The 16,541-nt window shown below is 55.6% G+C and carries 15 protein-coding genes; 11 read left to right on the top strand and 4 right to left on the bottom strand.

What is annotated here, in order from left to right; all coding sequences use genetic code 11:
- Positions 1 to 2 precede the first annotated feature (2 nt).
- The 4 genes from ACR0DL_RS04640 to ACR0DL_RS04655 all read left to right on the top strand — a co-directional run bounded on the left by ACR0DL_RS04640 (position 3) and on the right by ACR0DL_RS04655 (position 3,561).
- Positions 3 to 683, top strand: coding sequence for a GntR family transcriptional regulator (locus tag ACR0DL_RS04640; protein ID WP_480687798.1), 681 nt, complete (start codon positions 3 to 5; stop codon positions 681 to 683).
- Positions 684 to 694: 11 nt separating this feature from the next.
- Positions 695 to 2,089, top strand: coding sequence for an FAD-dependent tricarballylate dehydrogenase TcuA (gene tcuA, locus ACR0DL_RS04645; RefSeq protein WP_480687800.1), 1,395 nt, complete (start codon positions 695 to 697; stop codon positions 2,087 to 2,089).
- Positions 2,079 to 3,158, top strand: a complete 1,080-nt coding sequence (gene tcuB / locus ACR0DL_RS04650) for a tricarballylate utilization 4Fe-4S protein TcuB (protein WP_480688472.1) — start codon at positions 2,079 to 2,081, stop codon at positions 3,156 to 3,158. Before tcuA ends, tcuB begins: the two co-directional genes overlap by 11 nt.
- Before the next feature lie 160 nt (positions 3,159 to 3,318).
- On the top strand, positions 3,319 to 3,561 hold the full coding sequence (locus ACR0DL_RS04655) for a hypothetical protein (RefSeq protein ID WP_480687802.1): 243 nt from the start codon (positions 3,319 to 3,321) through the stop codon (positions 3,559 to 3,561).
- A gap of 43 nt (positions 3,562 to 3,604) precedes the next feature.
- Here ACR0DL_RS04655 and ACR0DL_RS04660 read toward each other — a convergent pair whose 3' ends face one another.
- Positions 3,605 to 5,674: an oxidoreductase gene (locus ACR0DL_RS04660; RefSeq protein ID WP_480687804.1), complete on the bottom strand. Its 2,070-nt coding sequence runs from the start codon at positions 5,672 to 5,674 to the stop codon at positions 3,605 to 3,607.
- A 59-nt stretch (positions 5,675 to 5,733) separates the two neighbouring features.
- Positions 5,734 to 7,086 carry an aminotransferase class III-fold pyridoxal phosphate-dependent enzyme gene (locus ACR0DL_RS04665; RefSeq protein WP_480687806.1) on the bottom strand — a complete coding sequence of 451 codons (1,353 nt, stop codon included), beginning with the start codon at positions 7,084 to 7,086 and terminating at the stop codon, positions 5,734 to 5,736.
- A 153-nt stretch (positions 7,087 to 7,239) separates the two neighbouring features.
- Between ACR0DL_RS04665 and ACR0DL_RS04670 the strand changes: the two genes are divergently transcribed.
- From ACR0DL_RS04670 to argE, 7 genes are all read left to right on the top strand, one after another.
- Positions 7,240 to 8,067: a helix-turn-helix transcriptional regulator gene (locus ACR0DL_RS04670; protein ID WP_480687808.1), complete on the top strand. Its 828-nt coding sequence runs from the start codon at positions 7,240 to 7,242 to the stop codon at positions 8,065 to 8,067.
- A 287-nt stretch (positions 8,068 to 8,354) separates the two neighbouring features.
- The gene (locus ACR0DL_RS04675) at positions 8,355 to 9,635 is read left to right on the top strand and encodes a flavin-containing monooxygenase (protein WP_480687810.1); all 1,281 of its coding nucleotides are present in this window, start codon (positions 8,355 to 8,357) and stop codon (positions 9,633 to 9,635) included.
- A gap of 17 nt (positions 9,636 to 9,652) precedes the next feature.
- On the top strand, positions 9,653 to 10,069 hold the full coding sequence (locus ACR0DL_RS04680; protein WP_170330089.1) for a RidA family protein: 417 nt from the start codon (positions 9,653 to 9,655) through the stop codon (positions 10,067 to 10,069).
- 89 nt (positions 10,070 to 10,158) lie between these two features.
- Entirely contained in the window at positions 10,159 to 10,833 is a 675-nt protein-coding gene (locus ACR0DL_RS04685; protein WP_480687812.1) for a DUF1028 domain-containing protein, read from the top strand.
- Between the two features lie 15 nt (positions 10,834 to 10,848).
- Positions 10,849 to 12,345, top strand: coding sequence for an aldehyde dehydrogenase (locus tag ACR0DL_RS04690; protein ID WP_480687814.1), 1,497 nt, complete (start codon positions 10,849 to 10,851; stop codon positions 12,343 to 12,345).
- Positions 12,346 to 12,370: 25 nt separating this feature from the next.
- Entirely contained in the window at positions 12,371 to 13,309 is a 939-nt protein-coding gene (locus ACR0DL_RS04695; RefSeq protein ID WP_170348685.1) for a LysR substrate-binding domain-containing protein, read from the top strand.
- A 141-nt stretch (positions 13,310 to 13,450) separates the two neighbouring features.
- A complete protein-coding gene (gene argE / locus ACR0DL_RS04700; RefSeq protein WP_170375313.1) occupies positions 13,451 to 14,599 on the top strand; it encodes an acetylornithine deacetylase in 1,149 nt (382 codons plus the stop codon).
- Between the two features lie 74 nt (positions 14,600 to 14,673).
- Here argE and ACR0DL_RS04705 read toward each other — a convergent pair whose 3' ends face one another.
- Together ACR0DL_RS04705 and ACR0DL_RS04710 are read right to left on the bottom strand one after the other, a co-directional pair.
- A complete protein-coding gene (locus ACR0DL_RS04705) occupies positions 14,674 to 15,711 on the bottom strand; it encodes an extracellular solute-binding protein (protein WP_480687816.1) in 1,038 nt (345 codons plus the stop codon).
- 19 nt (positions 15,712 to 15,730) lie between these two features.
- Positions 15,731 to 16,540 carry an ABC transporter permease gene (locus ACR0DL_RS04710; RefSeq protein ID WP_170348688.1) on the bottom strand — a complete coding sequence of 270 codons (810 nt, stop codon included), beginning with the start codon at positions 16,538 to 16,540 and terminating at the stop codon, positions 15,731 to 15,733.
- Position 16,541 lies beyond the last annotated feature (1 nt).

A 16,541-nucleotide genomic window follows, 5' to 3' on the forward strand; every position in this document is an offset into this window, starting at 1 on the left:
CAATGACAATTCAGGACGACCCTTTCCAGCCCGGTCCGCAAGGAAATTCCGCGTATAAGCGTTTGCTGGAAGAAATTCGCGAAGGCACGCTTTTGCCCGGCGAACGCCTGCGCGAGGTCGAGTTGTCCGAACGGTTAGGCGTCAGCCGTACCCCCGTGCGTGAGGCGATACGGCAGCTTGAGGCCGACGGCCTTGTTACCCATGTTCCCCGGCAGGGCGCGACCGTTCGAAGTCTGGATTACGCCGAAATCATGGAGCTTTATGAAATGCGCGCGGTGTTGGAAGGTACCGCAGCCCGGCTGGCAGCTCGCGCGGCGTCAGAAGTCGAGCTGGATGAGCTGGACGTGCTGACAGACCGGCTGGCCGAAGCGGGCACCGGTACAGATACGGCACGGATTAACAGAGTTTTTCACGCCACTTTGCTTGACGCGGCCAAGAACCGGTTTTTGACGAAATCCATGCTGTCGCTTCAAAAGGCGCTGTTGATCCTTGGGCCATCGCAACTGCTGGATGGTGACAGGGCTGAGGCGGCAGTGGCCGAACATCGGCGCATCATGATCGCGTTGAAAGCCCGTGATGGTGCTGCGGCCGAGACGGAAATGCGTGCGCATATTCAGGCCGCGCAACGGATGCGGATACGTGCGTTGCAGGAACGCGACCGCACAATCGACGAAAGCCTATAGGTAGTCAGGACATGGTCCCCAAAAGTGAAGCTTACGATATCGCTGTGATTGGCGGCGGCAATGCTGCCCTCTGTTCCGCGATGACCGCTGCCGAGGCAGGCGCCCGAGTTCTGATCCTTGAAACGGCGCCAAAACCGTATCGCGGAGGAAACTCTCGCCACACGCGTAATTTCCGCTGCATGCACAGATCTCCTCTTGGTCCACTTATCGAAAAATACAGCGAAGACGAATATCTCTCGGATTTGATGAAAGTCACTGGCGGAAAGACCGATGAGCATCTGGCCCGGCTGGCAATCCGTTCTTCAGAAGAGTGCCTAACGTGGATGCAGGAACATGGGGTTCGCTTTCAGCCATCATTGTCAGGAACGCTATCTTTGGCACGGACCAACGCATTCTTCATGGGGGGTGGCAAGTCGTTGGTGAATGCCTATTACCGCACGGCGGCTAGTCTGGGCGTTGATGTGCTTTATGAGGCTGCGGTTACGCATCTGGAACTGAGCGGTGACCAAATCGAGTGGGTCGATTACACCTTTGAAGGCCAGTCGCATCGCATAACACCCAAAGCAGTGATTGTCGCCTCGGGCGGGTTTCAGGCCGATACCGATTGGCTTACGCGTGCCTGGGGTGAGCCAGCAAAGAACTTTTTGATCCGGGGAACGCCCTATAACCGGGGTGTAGTGTTGGCAGACCTTCTGGATCAAGGCGTCGAGAGCGTTGGAGATCCGACTCAATGTCATGCCGTTGCCATCGACGGACGCGCGCCGAAATTCGATGGCGGGATTGTCACTCGGCTTGATTGCGTTCCGTTTTCCATTGTTGTGAACAAAGATGCCGAACGGTTTTATGACGAGGGTGAGGACGTCTGGCCAAAGCGCTATGCGATCTGGGGACGACTTGTAGCAGCCCAACCGGATCAGGTGGGCTATGTGATTATCGATGCCAAATCGCTGAACTTGTTTATGCCGTCAGTGTTCCCGCCGTATAAGGCGGATACGTTGGAAGAATTGGCCGGGATGATGGACCTGCCAGCCGACAAGCTGACCGGGACTGTCAGCAAATTCAACGCAGCTTGTGGTGACACAACGGGCTTTCACCCAACAGAATTGGACGGTGTTACAACCTCTGGCCTGACACCGCCCAAGACCAACTGGGCCCGCCCGATCACCGAGCCACCGTTCTATGGTTATTCGCTACGCACCGGCGTGACCTTCACCTATCTGGGGTTCAAGGTAGACGATACCGCTCAGTGTTCGACCCCTGACGGAAAGATCAAAAACCTTTGGGCCGCCGGAGAAACCATGGCCGGGTCGATCCTTGGACAGGGTTATCTGGCGGGCTTTGGCATGACCATAGGCACCGTTTTTGGACGCATCGCAGGACGTGAGGCCGCCGCTTATGCAAACTGAACTGATTCATGAGGCCCGTCGTCAGGCCGAAATTTGCAACGCCTGCCGGTATTGCGAAGGCTATTGCTCGGTTTTTCCTTCTTTGCATGCCGAACGAGCGTTTTCCGATGGGGATATCACGCAGCTGGCTAATCTGTGCCACAACTGCCGGGGTTGCTATTACGCTTGTCAGTACACAGCTCCGCATGAGTTCAACCTAAACCTGCCCAAAGCTTTGGCCGAGGTGCGGCGGAACAGCTGGGAATGCTTCGCCTGGCCGCAACCTTTAGCGCGTCGGTTCCACACCCATGGTGGCACCATAGCCCTGGCGCTAGTAATTGGATTTGCCATGCTGTTCTTGGCCATTCGCGCCATTGGATCGAGCGGAGGCGAGGGGTTCTATGCTGTCCTGTCGCATAATGCGATGGTCGCGATCTTTGCACCTGCCTTCCTGCTGCCGCTCTTTAGTTTAGCCATAAGCCTAAGGCGCTATTGGGTCGAAGTCGGCGGCAAACCTGTTCAAATTGCGGACGTGACAGCTGCTTTCAAGCGCGCAGGAAAGATGCAGGATCTTGCTGCTGGGCACGCAGAGGGCTGCAATTTTGAGGACGAAGACCGCTTCAGCCAAGCGCGGCGACACATTCACCAAGCTATAATGTATGGCTTCCTGTTGTGCTTTGCGTCAACTTCGGTCGCAACTGTGATGCACTACGGCTTTGGCATGCATGCGCCCTATGGGTTCTGGTCATTGCCTAAACTGCTTGGGATTCCCGGTGGTGTTTTGCTGACAGTGGGGTGTGGTGCTATGGTGTATCTCAAACAAAAATCCGACCGCGATCTCGGTGACCCTATGGCGTGGGGAGGGGAAATCGCCTTTACCCTTTTGCTTGGATTTGTTGGGTTGAGTGGACTTGGTCTTTACGCCCTCGGTTCAACAGCCATGATGCCAGCGCTGCTTGCCGTCCATCTTGGATCGGTCCTGACGTTCTTTGTTTTGATGCCGTATACCAAGATGGCGCACGGTTTCTATCGGGTTGCAGCTCTTATCAGGGATGCGCAAAGGAAAAGAGATTTGATTTCAGCCGGTTAAAAACCAGTCTCTGCCGGGCGCAGGGAGGGCCGTTTCGCATCATTAGTCCGAAAGTATCGTAGCCAAGGGACATAATGCCGGAGAGACAGGGATTCGAACCCTGGCTGGGCTTGCACTCACAACAGTTTGCGGTTCCGATTTAGACAACAAACGGAAGTCCTTGGATCAATACAACAAGGGCTTTGTGAAGGCAACAATAGTCAAGCACGGCGCTGAGGGCAGTCATTCGCGGCCATTGCATACGGCTATAAATTTTAAAGAAAAAGCGGGCAAACAAGCTATTACGAGTTTGAGAAAAACAGCGAGTAATTTGCCACTGACCGGTGAAGGCGAACATTGGGGAGCACAGAATACGGTTGTATCCGTTGAAGCATCGCAGATGGCAGTTGGCGTTCAAATGTGACGGGCGGAGTGAGCACTTTACCGCCCGTTACGCGGTCACGACCTTAGTCCACCGCAAGCTCTGTGATTTCGCGGCGGAATGGCAAGTCGTCACCAATATCTTTACCGTCAAGCTCACGCGCATAGCGGTGGCCGGCATAGGTTGCCCAGGCGATTGGGCCCGGTGCGTTGGCATCCCCAATCAACTTGACCGACTTGATACCTGCGTCCGCCCATTCGACCTCGCGGGCTTTCAGGTCATTGAAAACGGTGTTGTTTTCAAGACGTGACGCCACCACCACAACCGCATCCGCCTCGATCTTCCAGGTTCGGTCGGTGTAGACGCAGTTCGAGACCACGTGATCTGGGTGGATTTCGGTGACACCCTGGTTGAGGACGATTTCGACACCTGCATCCACCAGCCGCGGGTGGATTGCGATTTGCTCGAGCGTGTTGTTCGTCCAGTCACTGACATAAGCCGACGGAGTGATCAGTGTCACCTGCGCACCGTTTTTGGCCAGAAGTTCGGCAAGAACGCCGCCCATGTAATAGTGGTCATCGTCATACACCACCACGCGGCCCGATGGGATTGCGCCATCCATCAGATCGTCCGGTGTATAGACCTTGGCGCCTTCGGCAATCGGCATTGGCACGACGTGCTGACGCGAGACCCCGTCGTTGCGCCATGTAGATCCCGTGGCGATGCAGACATTTTCAAAACCGAACTCCAGAATGCTCTCGGCACCCAACTCGCTTTCGCGATAGATTTCCACGTTCGGACGTTGGCTAAGTTGATAGTCGCGATAGTCCACGACACGGCCCCAGGCCGACAGCCCCGGAAGCAGACGTTCGCGGGCCACGCGACCACCGATCACATCACGCGCCTCGGCCACGGCGACGTCATACCCCCGGCGACAAAGAGCCCAGGCAGCCTCAAGCCCGGCGGGGCCAGAACCTACGACCAGCACGTTCGAGCTATCCCCCTTGTCGTTCATCTTCTCTGGGTGCCAGCCTTTGCGCCATTCTTCCATGAAGGTCGGGTTTTGGGTGCAGCGGCTGATTGACATGGTCATATCGCCAGTGATGCAGATGTTACACCCGATACACTCTCGGATGTCCTCGATCCGGCCCTCTTCGATCTTTTTCGGCAGAAACGGGTCAGCGATCGACGGTCGGGCGCAGCCGATGAAATCCAGTGTGCCAGACTTGATCATCTTGGCCATAACATCGGGCGAAGTGAACCGTCCGACCCCAACGATCGGTTTTTCGGTCAATTCATGAATGCCACGCACCAGTTGTTCCTGGGCAGCCTCTTCTTTGAACCGCGAAGGGCCGGAGCAATCCTCCCAAGTACCCTGCGCAAGATCCCAGAGGTCGGGCAGATCTTTGTTCATTTCGATGTAGTCACGCACTTCGGCATTCGAGAAGCCCAGATCGCCAATGGTCTCGTCCAACGACACCCGAAGCGTGATCGCCATCGTATCGCCCACGGCGTCGCGCATATCGGCGATAACCTCCTGGCTGAATCGGGCGCGGTTTTCCAGTGAGCCACCATATTCGTCGCTGCGCTGGTTGGTTGCCCTGCTGAGGAAGTGTTGGAAGATACCAAACCCATGCGCGCCATACAGGCAGATCAGGTCGAAACCTGCTTCTTTCGAGCGTTTTGCGGCATTCACGAACCACCGGCGCAAATCCTTGATGTCCTGCTTGTCCAAGGCGCGCGCCTGCACCGGATCATTGGTAAAGGTCCGGATCGGCATGGCAGAGGGGGCCAGTGGCACCTCCTTGGTATAAAGGTTGGGACCGTTAATGCCCGAATAGGCAAGCTGAATGCCAGCCAGAGCACCATGGGTTTTCATGCGCTCGGACATCTTGCGCAATTGGGGGATGTCTTTGTCTTCCCAAAGGCGCAGCTCGATAAATGGGGTGATTTCAGATGTATGGTGCATTTCGCACTGTTCGGTGAAGATCACGCCCCAGCCACCCTCAGCCTTGATGCCTCGCATCGCAGCCGCCGCCGATGGGTCGCGATATCCACCACCGTTGCAGTGAGGCACCTGATAGAACCGGTTCTTGGCTGTTAGGGGACCGATTTTCGTCGGTTCAAACAGGATGTCATAGCGTGGATCGCGCATAGCTGGCTCCTTATGGATGGCTAAGATGATGAAGGGGCCGTGCCGCCCCGAATGCGGGATTACAGACCAGCGGCGACTTCAGTGATGGCGTCGCGCAGGATGGCTTCGATACGGTCAATCATCGGCTCGTCCATGATCAGCGTCGGAGACAAGATGAGAACGTTGCCGAGCTGACGAGCAATCAGACCGCGTTTCTGACAAGCGCGTGCGACTTTCAGACCAACTTGCGCCTCTGCCGGATGGCCTTCCTTTGTGTAGCGATCCTTGACGAATTCGACCCCCATCATGAAATGGCTGCCACGTACTTCGCCGACCATTTCGATATCGGTCAGGCCGCGCAGGTTGTTTTCAAACTGCTTCCCGGTTGTCTGCACACGCTTAGGAATTTCTTCACGCTCCATAATTGCGATATTGGTCAGACCCGCTGCCGCAGCTGCTGGATGGCCCGAATAGGTCATGCCGTGCAGGAACATTCCGTCCGGGCCTGAGATGACCTCGTGAATATCGTCGGAAACGATCGTAGCAGACAGCGGCTGATAGCCTGAGGTCAGACCTTTGGCCGTGGTGATGACGTCGGGCACCATGTCAAACACGTCTTCTGATGCAAAGAAATGCCCAAGGCGACCAAAGGCGGTAACGACCTCATCAGCAACGTATTTGATGTCGTTAGCTTGACAGGCCTGCCACGCGCGCTTGTGGTAACCAGCTGGCGCGGTCACGACACCACCCGCGCCCTGGATCGGTTCGGCGATGAAGGCACAGATGTTCTCGGCACCAATACTCTCAATGCTTTGCGTCAGATCGTCGATCAGCGCGTCGAGGAACTCGGCCTCGGTCATATCACCGCCTTCGCGCCAGTAATGGGGCGAGCGCAGATGATGCACCAATTCACTGGCCGCGTGCCAGCCTTCGGAATAACCGGGCGTGGTCATCGCCATCGCCAGATGGGTCGAGCCGTGATAGGCCCCGCGCCTTGACAGAACCAGTTTCTTTTCCGGCTTCCCTTTGCGGATATAGTAGTGATGCAGCATCCGAATGGCACTGTCATTGGCGACGGAACCGGAATTGCCAAAATAAACGGCGTTCAAATGACCCGGTGCAAGTTGCGCAATCTTATCAGCCAGTGCTGCCGCTGCCGGGTGCGTGAAATTGTAAAAAGTCGAATAATAGTCCAGCGTTTTCAGCTGATTGGAAATCGCCTCAATCATTTCATCATTGCCGTGGCCGATATTGACACACCACAACCCGCCGATGCCGTCGATCAGTTCATTGCCATCGCTGTCGTAAACATATGCGCCCTTTGCGCGCGAGATCACGGTGCGCGCGCCTTGTTGCTTAAGTGCGTTTAGATCAGCGAAGGACTGAATCAGGTGTTCGTCCTGTGCAAGAATGTCGAGTGTATCTATGGCCATGATCAACCCCTTTGTTTTCGCGATGCAATTTCGCTGATCCGGTGAGGTTTGTTAGGAACCACGAACGTGTTGGCGATTGCATACCACCTATATTCATTTCAAAGGTTACTTAGGCTCATTTGAGGGGTACATACCCCCAGGGGGGTATTCGAAATGTCAACTGTTGAAGCACCAGACGCTCTATCAGCCGCAATAACGGCAATCGGATCAGAAGGGTTCGGCGATGCGCTCTACAGGTGGCTGGATGCAACCTGTTCCTTCGACAACTTCGCTATCATCGCATTTTTTCGGCGCAGCAGCCCGATGGTACTAATGACACATGCCCGCGACAGCCGCGTTTTTGAACGGATCGACAGCCACTATGTCAAAGGCGCTTATCTGTTGGATCCGTTTTATGGCCTGCATCAAAGCCGCGCGGCGGACGGTCTTTACAGATTGACCGATGTTGCCCCGGATCAGTTTCAACGGAACGAGTACTTTAAATCCTATTACACAAACACGACGTTGACGGACGAGCTGGCCTTTTACGCCGGTCTCAACCCCATGAGTTCGATCACTGTTTGTCTCGGCAGGGACGCAACCACCGCATCGCGTTTTTCCAGCAAGGATTTTGCCATCGCAAAAAATGTCGCGCCGATCGTCAATGCGCTGGTGAGAAGGAATTGGCCTGATCTGAAGCCCTCGAATGAAAAAAAGCCGGAAGATATCGTCGCGCAACTGCGTCAGCGTTTGTCTGTTGAACAAGATATCGGTTTAAGTCCGAGGCAGGCGCAGGTGGCGTTGTTAATCCTGCAGGGTCATTCATCGATTTCTATTGGCCTGACACTGGGTATCAGCCCTCAGACCGTCAAGGTTTTGCGTAAGCAACTCTACCGGAAATGTCAGATCTCTTCGCAGGGTGAACTATACTATCTGATCGCGCCGTATCTGTCGGAAAGCGGACAACCGGCTGGGAAACAAGGGCAATTCCCGGCGGGTTAGTCAAAGCCTAATTAAGAGTAAGTTAGACAGTAATTTCGTCTGTTCCCAACTTGTGAAACCTTTACCCGGAAACGTGCAAAACGTGCTGGAGTGGCACAGGAAACGGAACGCCAAAGCGGCCCTTGTTCGGTGTTGGTCGATGCGATGGCTCCGCTCTGATGTCTTCTGTTTTGAAAGTGCAAGGTCTTCGGCCCGTTGTGGTCGTTCGTCCGTCCAGGCAGCGCAAGATGCACGGGCACAACGACCATTTCAGGTCAATTCGAGACGCAGGAATAGGGAACCGACACATGTCCATTGAGAAAACGGATACGCTGGTTGTTGGCGGCGGGCAGGCGGGTATCGCGCTAAGCGAGCACCTTGGAAACAACGATGTGCCCCATATCATTCTGGAAAAGAACCGAACTGCCGAAGCGTGGCGCACCGGCCGTTGGGATGCATTGGTTGCGAATGGACCATGCTGGCATGACCGTTTTCCCAGCCTCCAGTTCAACGGGGATGATCCGGATGCGTTTGTGCCAAAGGACCGTGTCGCCGAATACCTGGTTGAATACGCAGAAATGGTGAACGCCCCAATCCGCGAGGGTGTTGAGGCGCTGAACGCCGAACGGTTGCCCGGCGAAGGTGGGTTCCGTATTAAGACGACCGCCGGTGAAATCCATGCCAAGCGCATTGTCGCCGCAACAGGCGCTTTCCAGCACCCGGTTATTCCGCCCATTGTGCCGGAAACGGCCGGCGTCGAGCAACTTCATTCCTTTTACTACAAAAACCCCGAGCAACTGCCCGAAGGGGCGGTGATGGTTGTGGGCGCCGGCTCGTCCGGTGCTCAGATTGCGGATGAGTTAAATCGCGCCGGTCGCAAGGTGTTCCTGTCTGTTGGTCCTCATGATCGCCCCCCGCGTCGCTATCGTAGCCGCGATAATGTTTGGTGGCTGGGCGTTCTGGGACTCTGGGATATGGCTGCACAGAAACCAGGTACTGAACACGTTACGATCTCGGTCAGCGGCGCGAATGGCGGCCACACGATGGATTTCCGCCGCTTGGGAAATGAAGGGGTGACCCTTACCGGGATGACCAAAAGCTTCGAGAACGGTATTCTCAGCTTTGCCGATGATCTCCAAGGCAACGTCGCTGCGGGCGATGCCAACTACCTTGAAATGCTGGACATGGCGGACGCCTACATCGCTCGTACTGGTATTGATTTGCCCGAAGAGCCAGAGGCACGAGAGCGGTTTGCTGATCCCGATAGCCTAACCAATCCCCTGACTTCAGTCGATTTTGCTAAGGAAGGCATCACGACAATTATCTGGGCGACAGGCTTCCGTCAGGATTTCAGTTGGATCAAGGCCGACGCCTTTGACGCCAAAGGCGCACCGATCCATCAGCGAGGCGTGTCTGTCGAGCCCGACATCTATTTTCTGGGCCTGCCTTGGCAATCGCGACGCGGTTCAACCTTCATTTGGGGCGTCTGGCACGACGCGAAATACATCGCCGATCAGATCGCTATTCAACGCGCTTATGCCGAATACGACGGCGAAGCTGCGATCATCGCCCCCGCCGCGGCGGAATAAGTAGTCAGGACTTCGAAATGGCCCATACACGCATTCGCAAATTCAACACCAAAGAAACCTATCCTGAGCAAAACCTGGATAACGACCTGTGTCAGGCCGTTGTGACACAGGGCGGCAAAACGGTTTACTTGCGTGGTCAGTGCCCGCAAAATCTGGATGATGCGGTAAATATCGACAGTCATGATCCGGTCGAACAGACCCACAAAGTGATGCAGAACATCAAACAGTTGATCGAAGAAGCCGGCGGTTCGATGGAGCATCTGGTCAAGGTGGTCGTCTACATCACCGATGTGCGCCACCGTGAGGCTGTTTACCGCACTATGGGCGAGTACATCAAAGGTGTTCATCCTGTTTCGACAGGGCTGGTCGTTCAGGCACTGGCGCGTCCCGACTGGTTGGTTGAAATCGACGGAACCGCCGTTATTCCCGATTGATCCACCAGATCAACCACCTTAGCCGGACCGCGCCACTTGTTCTCCTCCAAACAGGCGCGGTCCGGACTTTCTATTTCCAGGAGATTCGAATGACTTTTTCACTGGTCGCCCGCTGCGCTGAAACCGGCATGTTCGGTCTGGCGATTTCGTCATCGTCACCCGCCGTGGCTGCGCGCTGTTCTTTTGCGCGGGCAGGTGTTGGCGCGGTTGCATCGCAGAACGTTACAGACCCAAGCCTCGGTCCGTTGACGCTGGACCTGATGGAGCAGGGCAAGACAGCACCTCAAGCAATCGAGGCCATGACCGCGAAGGCAAAATTCATCGAATACCGGCAGGTTCTGGCAGTGGATACGGCCGGGCGCACGGCGATCCATTCCGGTCCCAACAGCCTTGGTATCTGGACGCAAGCACAGGCTGAAAATGTTGCCTCGGGCGGCAACCTTTTGGCCAATAACGGGGTCCCGCAGGCCATCGTCGATGGCTTTCTGTCGGCCTCGGGCCATATCGGCGACCGTCTGATCGCCGCCATGCGCGCCGGATTGGCCGCAGGGGGCGAGGCTGGCCCGGTGCATTCCGCAGGCATGAAGATTGTCGACAAAGTCAGTTGGCCCGTCGCCGATCTTCGCTGTGACTGGACCGAGGATTGCCCCATTGAGGCCATCGCGACCGCCTGGGACATCTATAAGCCGCAACTTGACGCCTATGTCCAGCGTGCGCTCGACCCGCGCGAGGCACCGTCTTATGGCGTCCCCGGCGACGAATAATCAGGGAGAAACAAAATGTTGGACAATACCCACGCGGATTGGAAAAGCCTCGCCGCCGGTCTGTCGTTCCGGGGGCAAGCCTTTATCGACGGTAAATTCACCGATGCCGTGTCAGGCAAGACTTTTGACAGTATAAACCCGGCCACAGGTGCGGTTCTGACACCGGTCGCCGAATGTGACGAAGAAGACGTCAATCGTGCCGTTTCCGCAGGTCGTGTTGCCTTTGAGGATGGCCGCTGGTCGCGTATGGCTCCGGGTGACCGTAAGGCGGTGATGCTGAATCTGGCTGACTTGATCCGGGAAAATCTGGAGGAGATGGCGCTGCTGGACAGCCTTGATATGGGCAAGCTGGTAACCGATGCGGCGACTATCGACGCGCCGGGCTCGGCACATTTCTTTCAGTGGTACGCCGAGGCCATCGACAAGGTCTATGATGAAGTGGCCCCAACCGGCCCTGGCGATCTGGCGTTGGTCAGTCGCGTGCCGCTGGGCGTTGTTGGTGCCGTGACCCCTTGGAACTTTCCGCTGGACATGGCGACTTGGAAAGCCGCTGCAGCGCTGGCTGCGGGAAACTCGGTTGTGCTTAAACCCGCAGAACAATCGCCCCTGTCAGCACTTCGCCTGGCAGAGCTGGCGGCTGAAGCCGGTGTTCCGGATGGCGTCTTCAACGTTGTTCCCGGTTTTGGGGTGACTGCGGGCAGGGCACTTGGCCTGCATATGGATGTCGACTGCCTGGCCTTCACTGGTTCTACCGCGATTGGTAAAATGTTTATGCAATATTCGGGCCAGTCGAACCTGAAACAGGTCTGGCCGGAAACGGGCGGCAAAAGCCCCAATCTGGTCTTCGCCGACTGCGAGGATCTGGACGCCGCCGCGGACATGGCGGCCTTTGGCATCTTTTTCAATCAGGGCGAAGTGTGTTCGGCCAACTCTCGGCTTTATGTGGAGCGCTCGATCAAGGATGCGTTTGTTGAAAAGCTGATTGCCCGCGCGCAAGCAATGCAGCCTGGCGACCCGCTAGACCCGGCATCGAAGATGGGAGCGATCGTCGATGAGAAGCAAACACAAGGCATCATGCGCTTTGTGGACGAAGGTAAGAACACGGCCAATCTGGTGACAGGGGGTGAACGTGTCACCGTGGACGGTAAAGGTTGTTTTGTTCAACCGACCATCTTTGACGACGTGACCCATGACAACCCATTGGCTCGGGATGAGATTTTCGGCCCCGTCTTGTCGGTGATCCCGTTTGACACCGAAGAGCAGGCGGTCACGATGGCAAATGACTCGATCTATGGGTTGGCCGCGTCAGTCTGGACTGACAACCTGTCTCGCGCTTGCCGAGTGTCTGACAAGCTGATGGCGGGAACCGTCTCGGTCAACACGGTGGACGCATTGTCAGCCATGACACCATTCGGAGGCATGAAACAGTCAGGTTTTGGACGCGATTTGTCATTGCACTCACTTGAAAAGTATACTGCTTTGAAGACCACGTGGATCAAGTACAAGGCTTAATCCACGGCCAAGCGGAGATGTACCATTGCCTTTCAGATACACGCTGCGACAGCTTGAGTATTTTGTTGCGGTCGGGAAGGCGGGCAGTATCGCTGCGGCCAGCGACAAGCTGAACGTGTCGTCGCCGTCGATTTCGGCGGCGATAACTCAGCTTGAGGTCGAATTCGGCGTTACGTTGTTTGTGCGCGAACATGCACGCGGTCTGTCGCTGACGAAGGCGGGACACAAGATCATGGAACGAACCGAGTTCGTTCTGCGTGAAGCCGAACTGCTGGCCACGCTTGCTGGGGAAATCACGGGTAAGGTTCAGGGCATTCTGTCCGTGGGGTGTCTTGTGACATTCGCTCAGATCGTCTTGCCGGGCTTGCGGCGCGAATTCGAGGACAGCTACCCTAATGTACAAATTGAACAACGTGAATTGAATCAGGCTGACATCTTCAGCCAATTGCGCCGGGCCGAGCTGGACATTGCACTGACATACGACCTGGACATTCCCACTGATCTTGAATTCCAACCTCTGCACGCGCTCCCGCCCTATGTGGTTTTGGGAGAAGACCATCCCTTGGCGAAGCAGGTCGAATTAACGATTCCAGACCTGCAGGACAGCCCGATGGTTCTGTTGGACCTTCCATTCAGCGGTGAGTACTTCTTGTCGTTTTTCCGCGAGGCCAACATAAAGCCCAATATCGCGGAACGAACCGCAGATATGTCGGTGATGCGTTCACTGGTTGCCAACGGATTCGGCTTTTCCATTGCGAATATTCGCCCTTTGAACAGCTTGTCACCGGACGGAAAGAAACTGATTTTTGTGCCTTTGGCTGGAGAGGTGCGCCCCATGCGCCTTGGTCTGCTGCGCGCCCGGGCCGAGAATGAAACAAACACTCTGAAAACCTTTGTCGATCATTGTGCGCACGCCGTGAAATCGGGAACCCTCCCGGGTTTGTGCATTCCAGAGAAAGAGTGACCGCAGGTCCTTAGAAATCTCCTAACCTCTGCTTCGTCATTCCCAGATTTAAGTATTCTGCCTGTCGTATAGGCTAATCTACAATCCCCAACGCAGAGGGGGTCAAACCGGTCGGCAATCCGAAAAGCAGGTTCAAGTCGCATGACGTCTACACTGGGTATTCTCGATAAACTGGTTGGCTTCGATACGGTCAGCAAGAACTCGAACCTCGAACTTGCCGCTTATGTCGAAGAGTTTCTAGAGGCGCGCGGCTTTGCGGTTCATCGCATCACCGATCCCGGCGGCGACAAAACTGGGCTCTACGCGGAAAAAGGCCCTGACGGTGACGGAGTTCTGCTGTCTGCGCATACGGATGTTGTCCCAGTCGAAGGCCAAAGCTGGACCAAAGACCCGTTTTGCCTGACGCAAGAAGGTAACCGTGTCTACGGTCGTGGAACCACAGATATGAAGGGTTATGTGGCGTCGGTTATGGCTTTGGCAGACCGGACTGCTGGGGTTGACCTGCGAGAACCCCTTAAGATCGCGTTGTCCTATGACGAAGAGGTGGGATGCGTCGGCATTCAACACATGCTGGATCGGCTCGCCCCAATGCTCGGTCAGCCCCGCGCGTGTTTCGTCGGCGAACCGACAGAAATGCAGGTCGCTATCGGGCACAAAGGCAAAGCTGCGCTGCGCGCTGTTTGCCACGGTCAAAGCGGGCATTCCGCGCTGGCCCCTAAATTTGTCAATTCACTGCATCTTGCAACCGATTTTGTGGCCGAGTTGCGTGCGCTACAAGACGTTTACGCCAAGAGTGGTAACAGCGACCCGGCTTACTCGGTGCCCTATACGACCTTCCACGTGGGTATACTGTCGGGCGGCAGAGCCCTGAATATTGTGCCCGACCGCGCTGAGTTGACCTTTGAATACCGTCATCTTGCTTTGGATCATGGCAAGGATATTCTGTCACAGATCCAAAACGCAGCGGTCAGGGTAGGGGCCCGGTATCAGGCCCTATGCTCGGAGGCGCGCATTGAGGTCGAACAGTATAACGCCTATCCCGGACTGGATGTTGTCGAGACCGAGGGTGTCATCGCTTACGCCCAGAAACTTGCGCAAAGCAACGCCACCACCAAAGTCGCCTTTGGTACCGAGGCCGGGTTTTTCAGCGAGTTGGGGATTCCAACTGTTGTCTGCGGGCCGGGTTCCATGGAGCGTCAGGGACACAAGCCGGATGAATACCTTGAAATCGAACAGCTGAACGCGTGCGACGCGATGATGGATCGCATCCTCGAAGACATCAGCCGCTAAACAACACCCCCTTACTGAAACCGAAAAAGCCCCCGAAAAAAACGGGGGCTTTCGCGTCAGGAATAGGGCCTGAATTACTTCTTCAAGTTGGTCCAGATTTGGTCATAGACCGCCTGGGTTTCCTCATCACATACTTCGATGAACACGCCCGAGCCTGCATTGGCATGAGGGTTCTTTTCGGGTTGTTCAGCCAGCTTCGGGTCTAGGAATTCACCCACACCGTTCACACCGGCGTTGTACTGCGCAAAGTTGGACACAGCTGCGATATTCTCGGGCTCCAGTAGAAAATCCATGAATATCAGCGCGTTCTCGCGGTTGGGGGCGTCTTTTAGCAGAACGACATTGTCCATCCAGGCGATGTAACCTTGTGTCGGAAAGGCGTATTCCACATTGGCGCCTTCCTCGCGCGCCTTGGCAGAGAACCCGTCATAGATCTGGCCTACGGCTGCGTCACCGGAAACCAGAACCTCTTTCGCGGTATCCGAATTGAACGACGCCCAGTGCTGCTTAGCTTCTTGCAGCATGGCATTCAGCGCCTTCAACTGCTCGCGGTCAGTGGAACATTGCGGGATACCCATATGCAACGCGGCCATGGCCATCACTTCGCCCTGGCTGTCCAACATGTTGATACGACCTTGCAGTTCAGTTGGCGGATTAAACAGAATATCGGTGGTTTGAATATCGCCGTCAAACGCATCACGGCTGACTGCAAAACTGGTCGAGCCCCACTGATACGGGATCGAGGACTGCCGACCGGGATCAAAACCGGGATCGGCCCATTCCTCGGCGATGTTGCCCTTGTTCTTCAATTCACCGTCGGCGATTGTGTCCAACATGCCTTCGCCGGCCATGATCGACACCATGTAATCGCCCGGAACCGATACGTCATAGGTCCCGATACCACCGGCCTTGAGCGAGGCCAGCATCGCCTCGTTCGAGTCGTAGGTGTCCATGGTGACATTGATGCCGGTTTCTTCGGTGAACTTGTCCAGCAGCTCTTGCGGGATGTACTCAAACCAATGGTACAGAACCAGTTCACCATCGGCGGCGGCGGCGTTCGCGCCAATAGCCAAAGCAATGGCAGCAACGCCGCTTCTCATCATATGTTTCATGTGTCTCTCCATCTGTTGGTTATTTTGTGTTGTCAGACTTGCTGACGAAATAGCTGATCGTGACCATGAGGATGGACACACTCAGCAACATGGTCGAAATCGCCATGATATTCGGTTTGATCCCTTGTTTGACCGAGCCAAAGATCGCCGTTGGCAAAGTCTCGACCCCGGCACCTTTCACAAAGTTGGTGATGATGAAGTCATCCAGGCTGACGATGAAGGCCAGCAGAAAACCTGATATGATGCCGGGCATCATTAGCGGGAGGAGGATCTTAGTGAATGCTTGCCGTTTAGTAGCATAGAGATCCAGTGCGGCCTGCTCATAACTGTCCTCGATCCCCTGCATACGGGCCGAGATCGGCAGATAGGCAAACGGAATACAAAAGGCGATATGGGCAAGTAGGATGGTAAGTAGCCCGCGTTCGAATCCGATCGAATTGAAGAAGATCAGGGTCGCGACGGCCAGAACGATCTCGGGCACCATCAGCGGCAGGCTGATCAACCCAAAGGACAATGTGCGAAAGCGGAACTTGCCACCTCGAACCATGCCAGTTGCGGCCAACGTTGCAATTGCGGTTGCCGTGGTTGAGGCAATGATCGCAATGATAAAGCTGTTCCTGGCAGCCGTCTTGAACTTACCGCTTTCAGGCCCGGTGAAAACATCCGCATACCAACGGAGCGAAACGCCTTCCCAGTTGGTTAGTGATTGGGATGCGTTGAAGCTGTAGATCGTGACCACAACCAGCGGCGCATAGAGAATGACCAGACACAACAGGGTGATCCCCTTGAAGCCAGTGTAAGACTTGATGTCGAATTGTTTGCTTGCCATG

Source organism: Ruegeria sp. BB5, assembly GCF_056539405.1.

Coding starts and splice junctions, on each gene's coding strand:
- ACR0DL_RS04690 (WP_480687814.1), top strand. CDS start 10,849: ATGTTGGACAATACCCACGCGGATTGGAAAAGCCTCGCCGCCGGTCTG.
- argE (WP_170375313.1), top strand. CDS start 13,451: ATGACGTCTACACTGGGTATTCTCGATAAACTGGTTGGCTTCGATACG.
- ACR0DL_RS04680 (WP_170330089.1), top strand. CDS start 9,653: ATGGCCCATACACGCATTCGCAAATTCAACACCAAAGAAACCTATCCT.
- ACR0DL_RS04640 (WP_480687798.1), top strand. CDS start 3: ATGACAATTCAGGACGACCCTTTCCAGCCCGGTCCGCAAGGAAATTCC.
- ACR0DL_RS04660 (WP_480687804.1), bottom strand. CDS start 5,674: ATGCGCGATCCACGCTATGACATCCTGTTTGAACCGACGAAAATCGGT.
- ACR0DL_RS04705 (WP_480687816.1), bottom strand. CDS start 15,711: ATGAAACATATGATGAGAAGCGGCGTTGCTGCCATTGCTTTGGCTATT.
- tcuA (WP_480687800.1), top strand. CDS start 695: ATGGTCCCCAAAAGTGAAGCTTACGATATCGCTGTGATTGGCGGCGGC.
- ACR0DL_RS04675 (WP_480687810.1), top strand. CDS start 8,355: ATGTCCATTGAGAAAACGGATACGCTGGTTGTTGGCGGCGGGCAGGCG.
- tcuB (WP_480688472.1), top strand. CDS start 2,079: ATGCAAACTGAACTGATTCATGAGGCCCGTCGTCAGGCCGAAATTTGC.
- ACR0DL_RS04710 (WP_170348688.1), bottom strand. CDS start 16,540: ATGGCAAGCAAACAATTCGACATCAAGTCTTACACTGGCTTCAAGGGG.
- ACR0DL_RS04670 (WP_480687808.1), top strand. CDS start 7,240: ATGTCAACTGTTGAAGCACCAGACGCTCTATCAGCCGCAATAACGGCA.
- ACR0DL_RS04665 (WP_480687806.1), bottom strand. CDS start 7,086: ATGGCCATAGATACACTCGACATTCTTGCACAGGACGAACACCTGATT.
- ACR0DL_RS04685 (WP_480687812.1), top strand. CDS start 10,159: ATGACTTTTTCACTGGTCGCCCGCTGCGCTGAAACCGGCATGTTCGGT.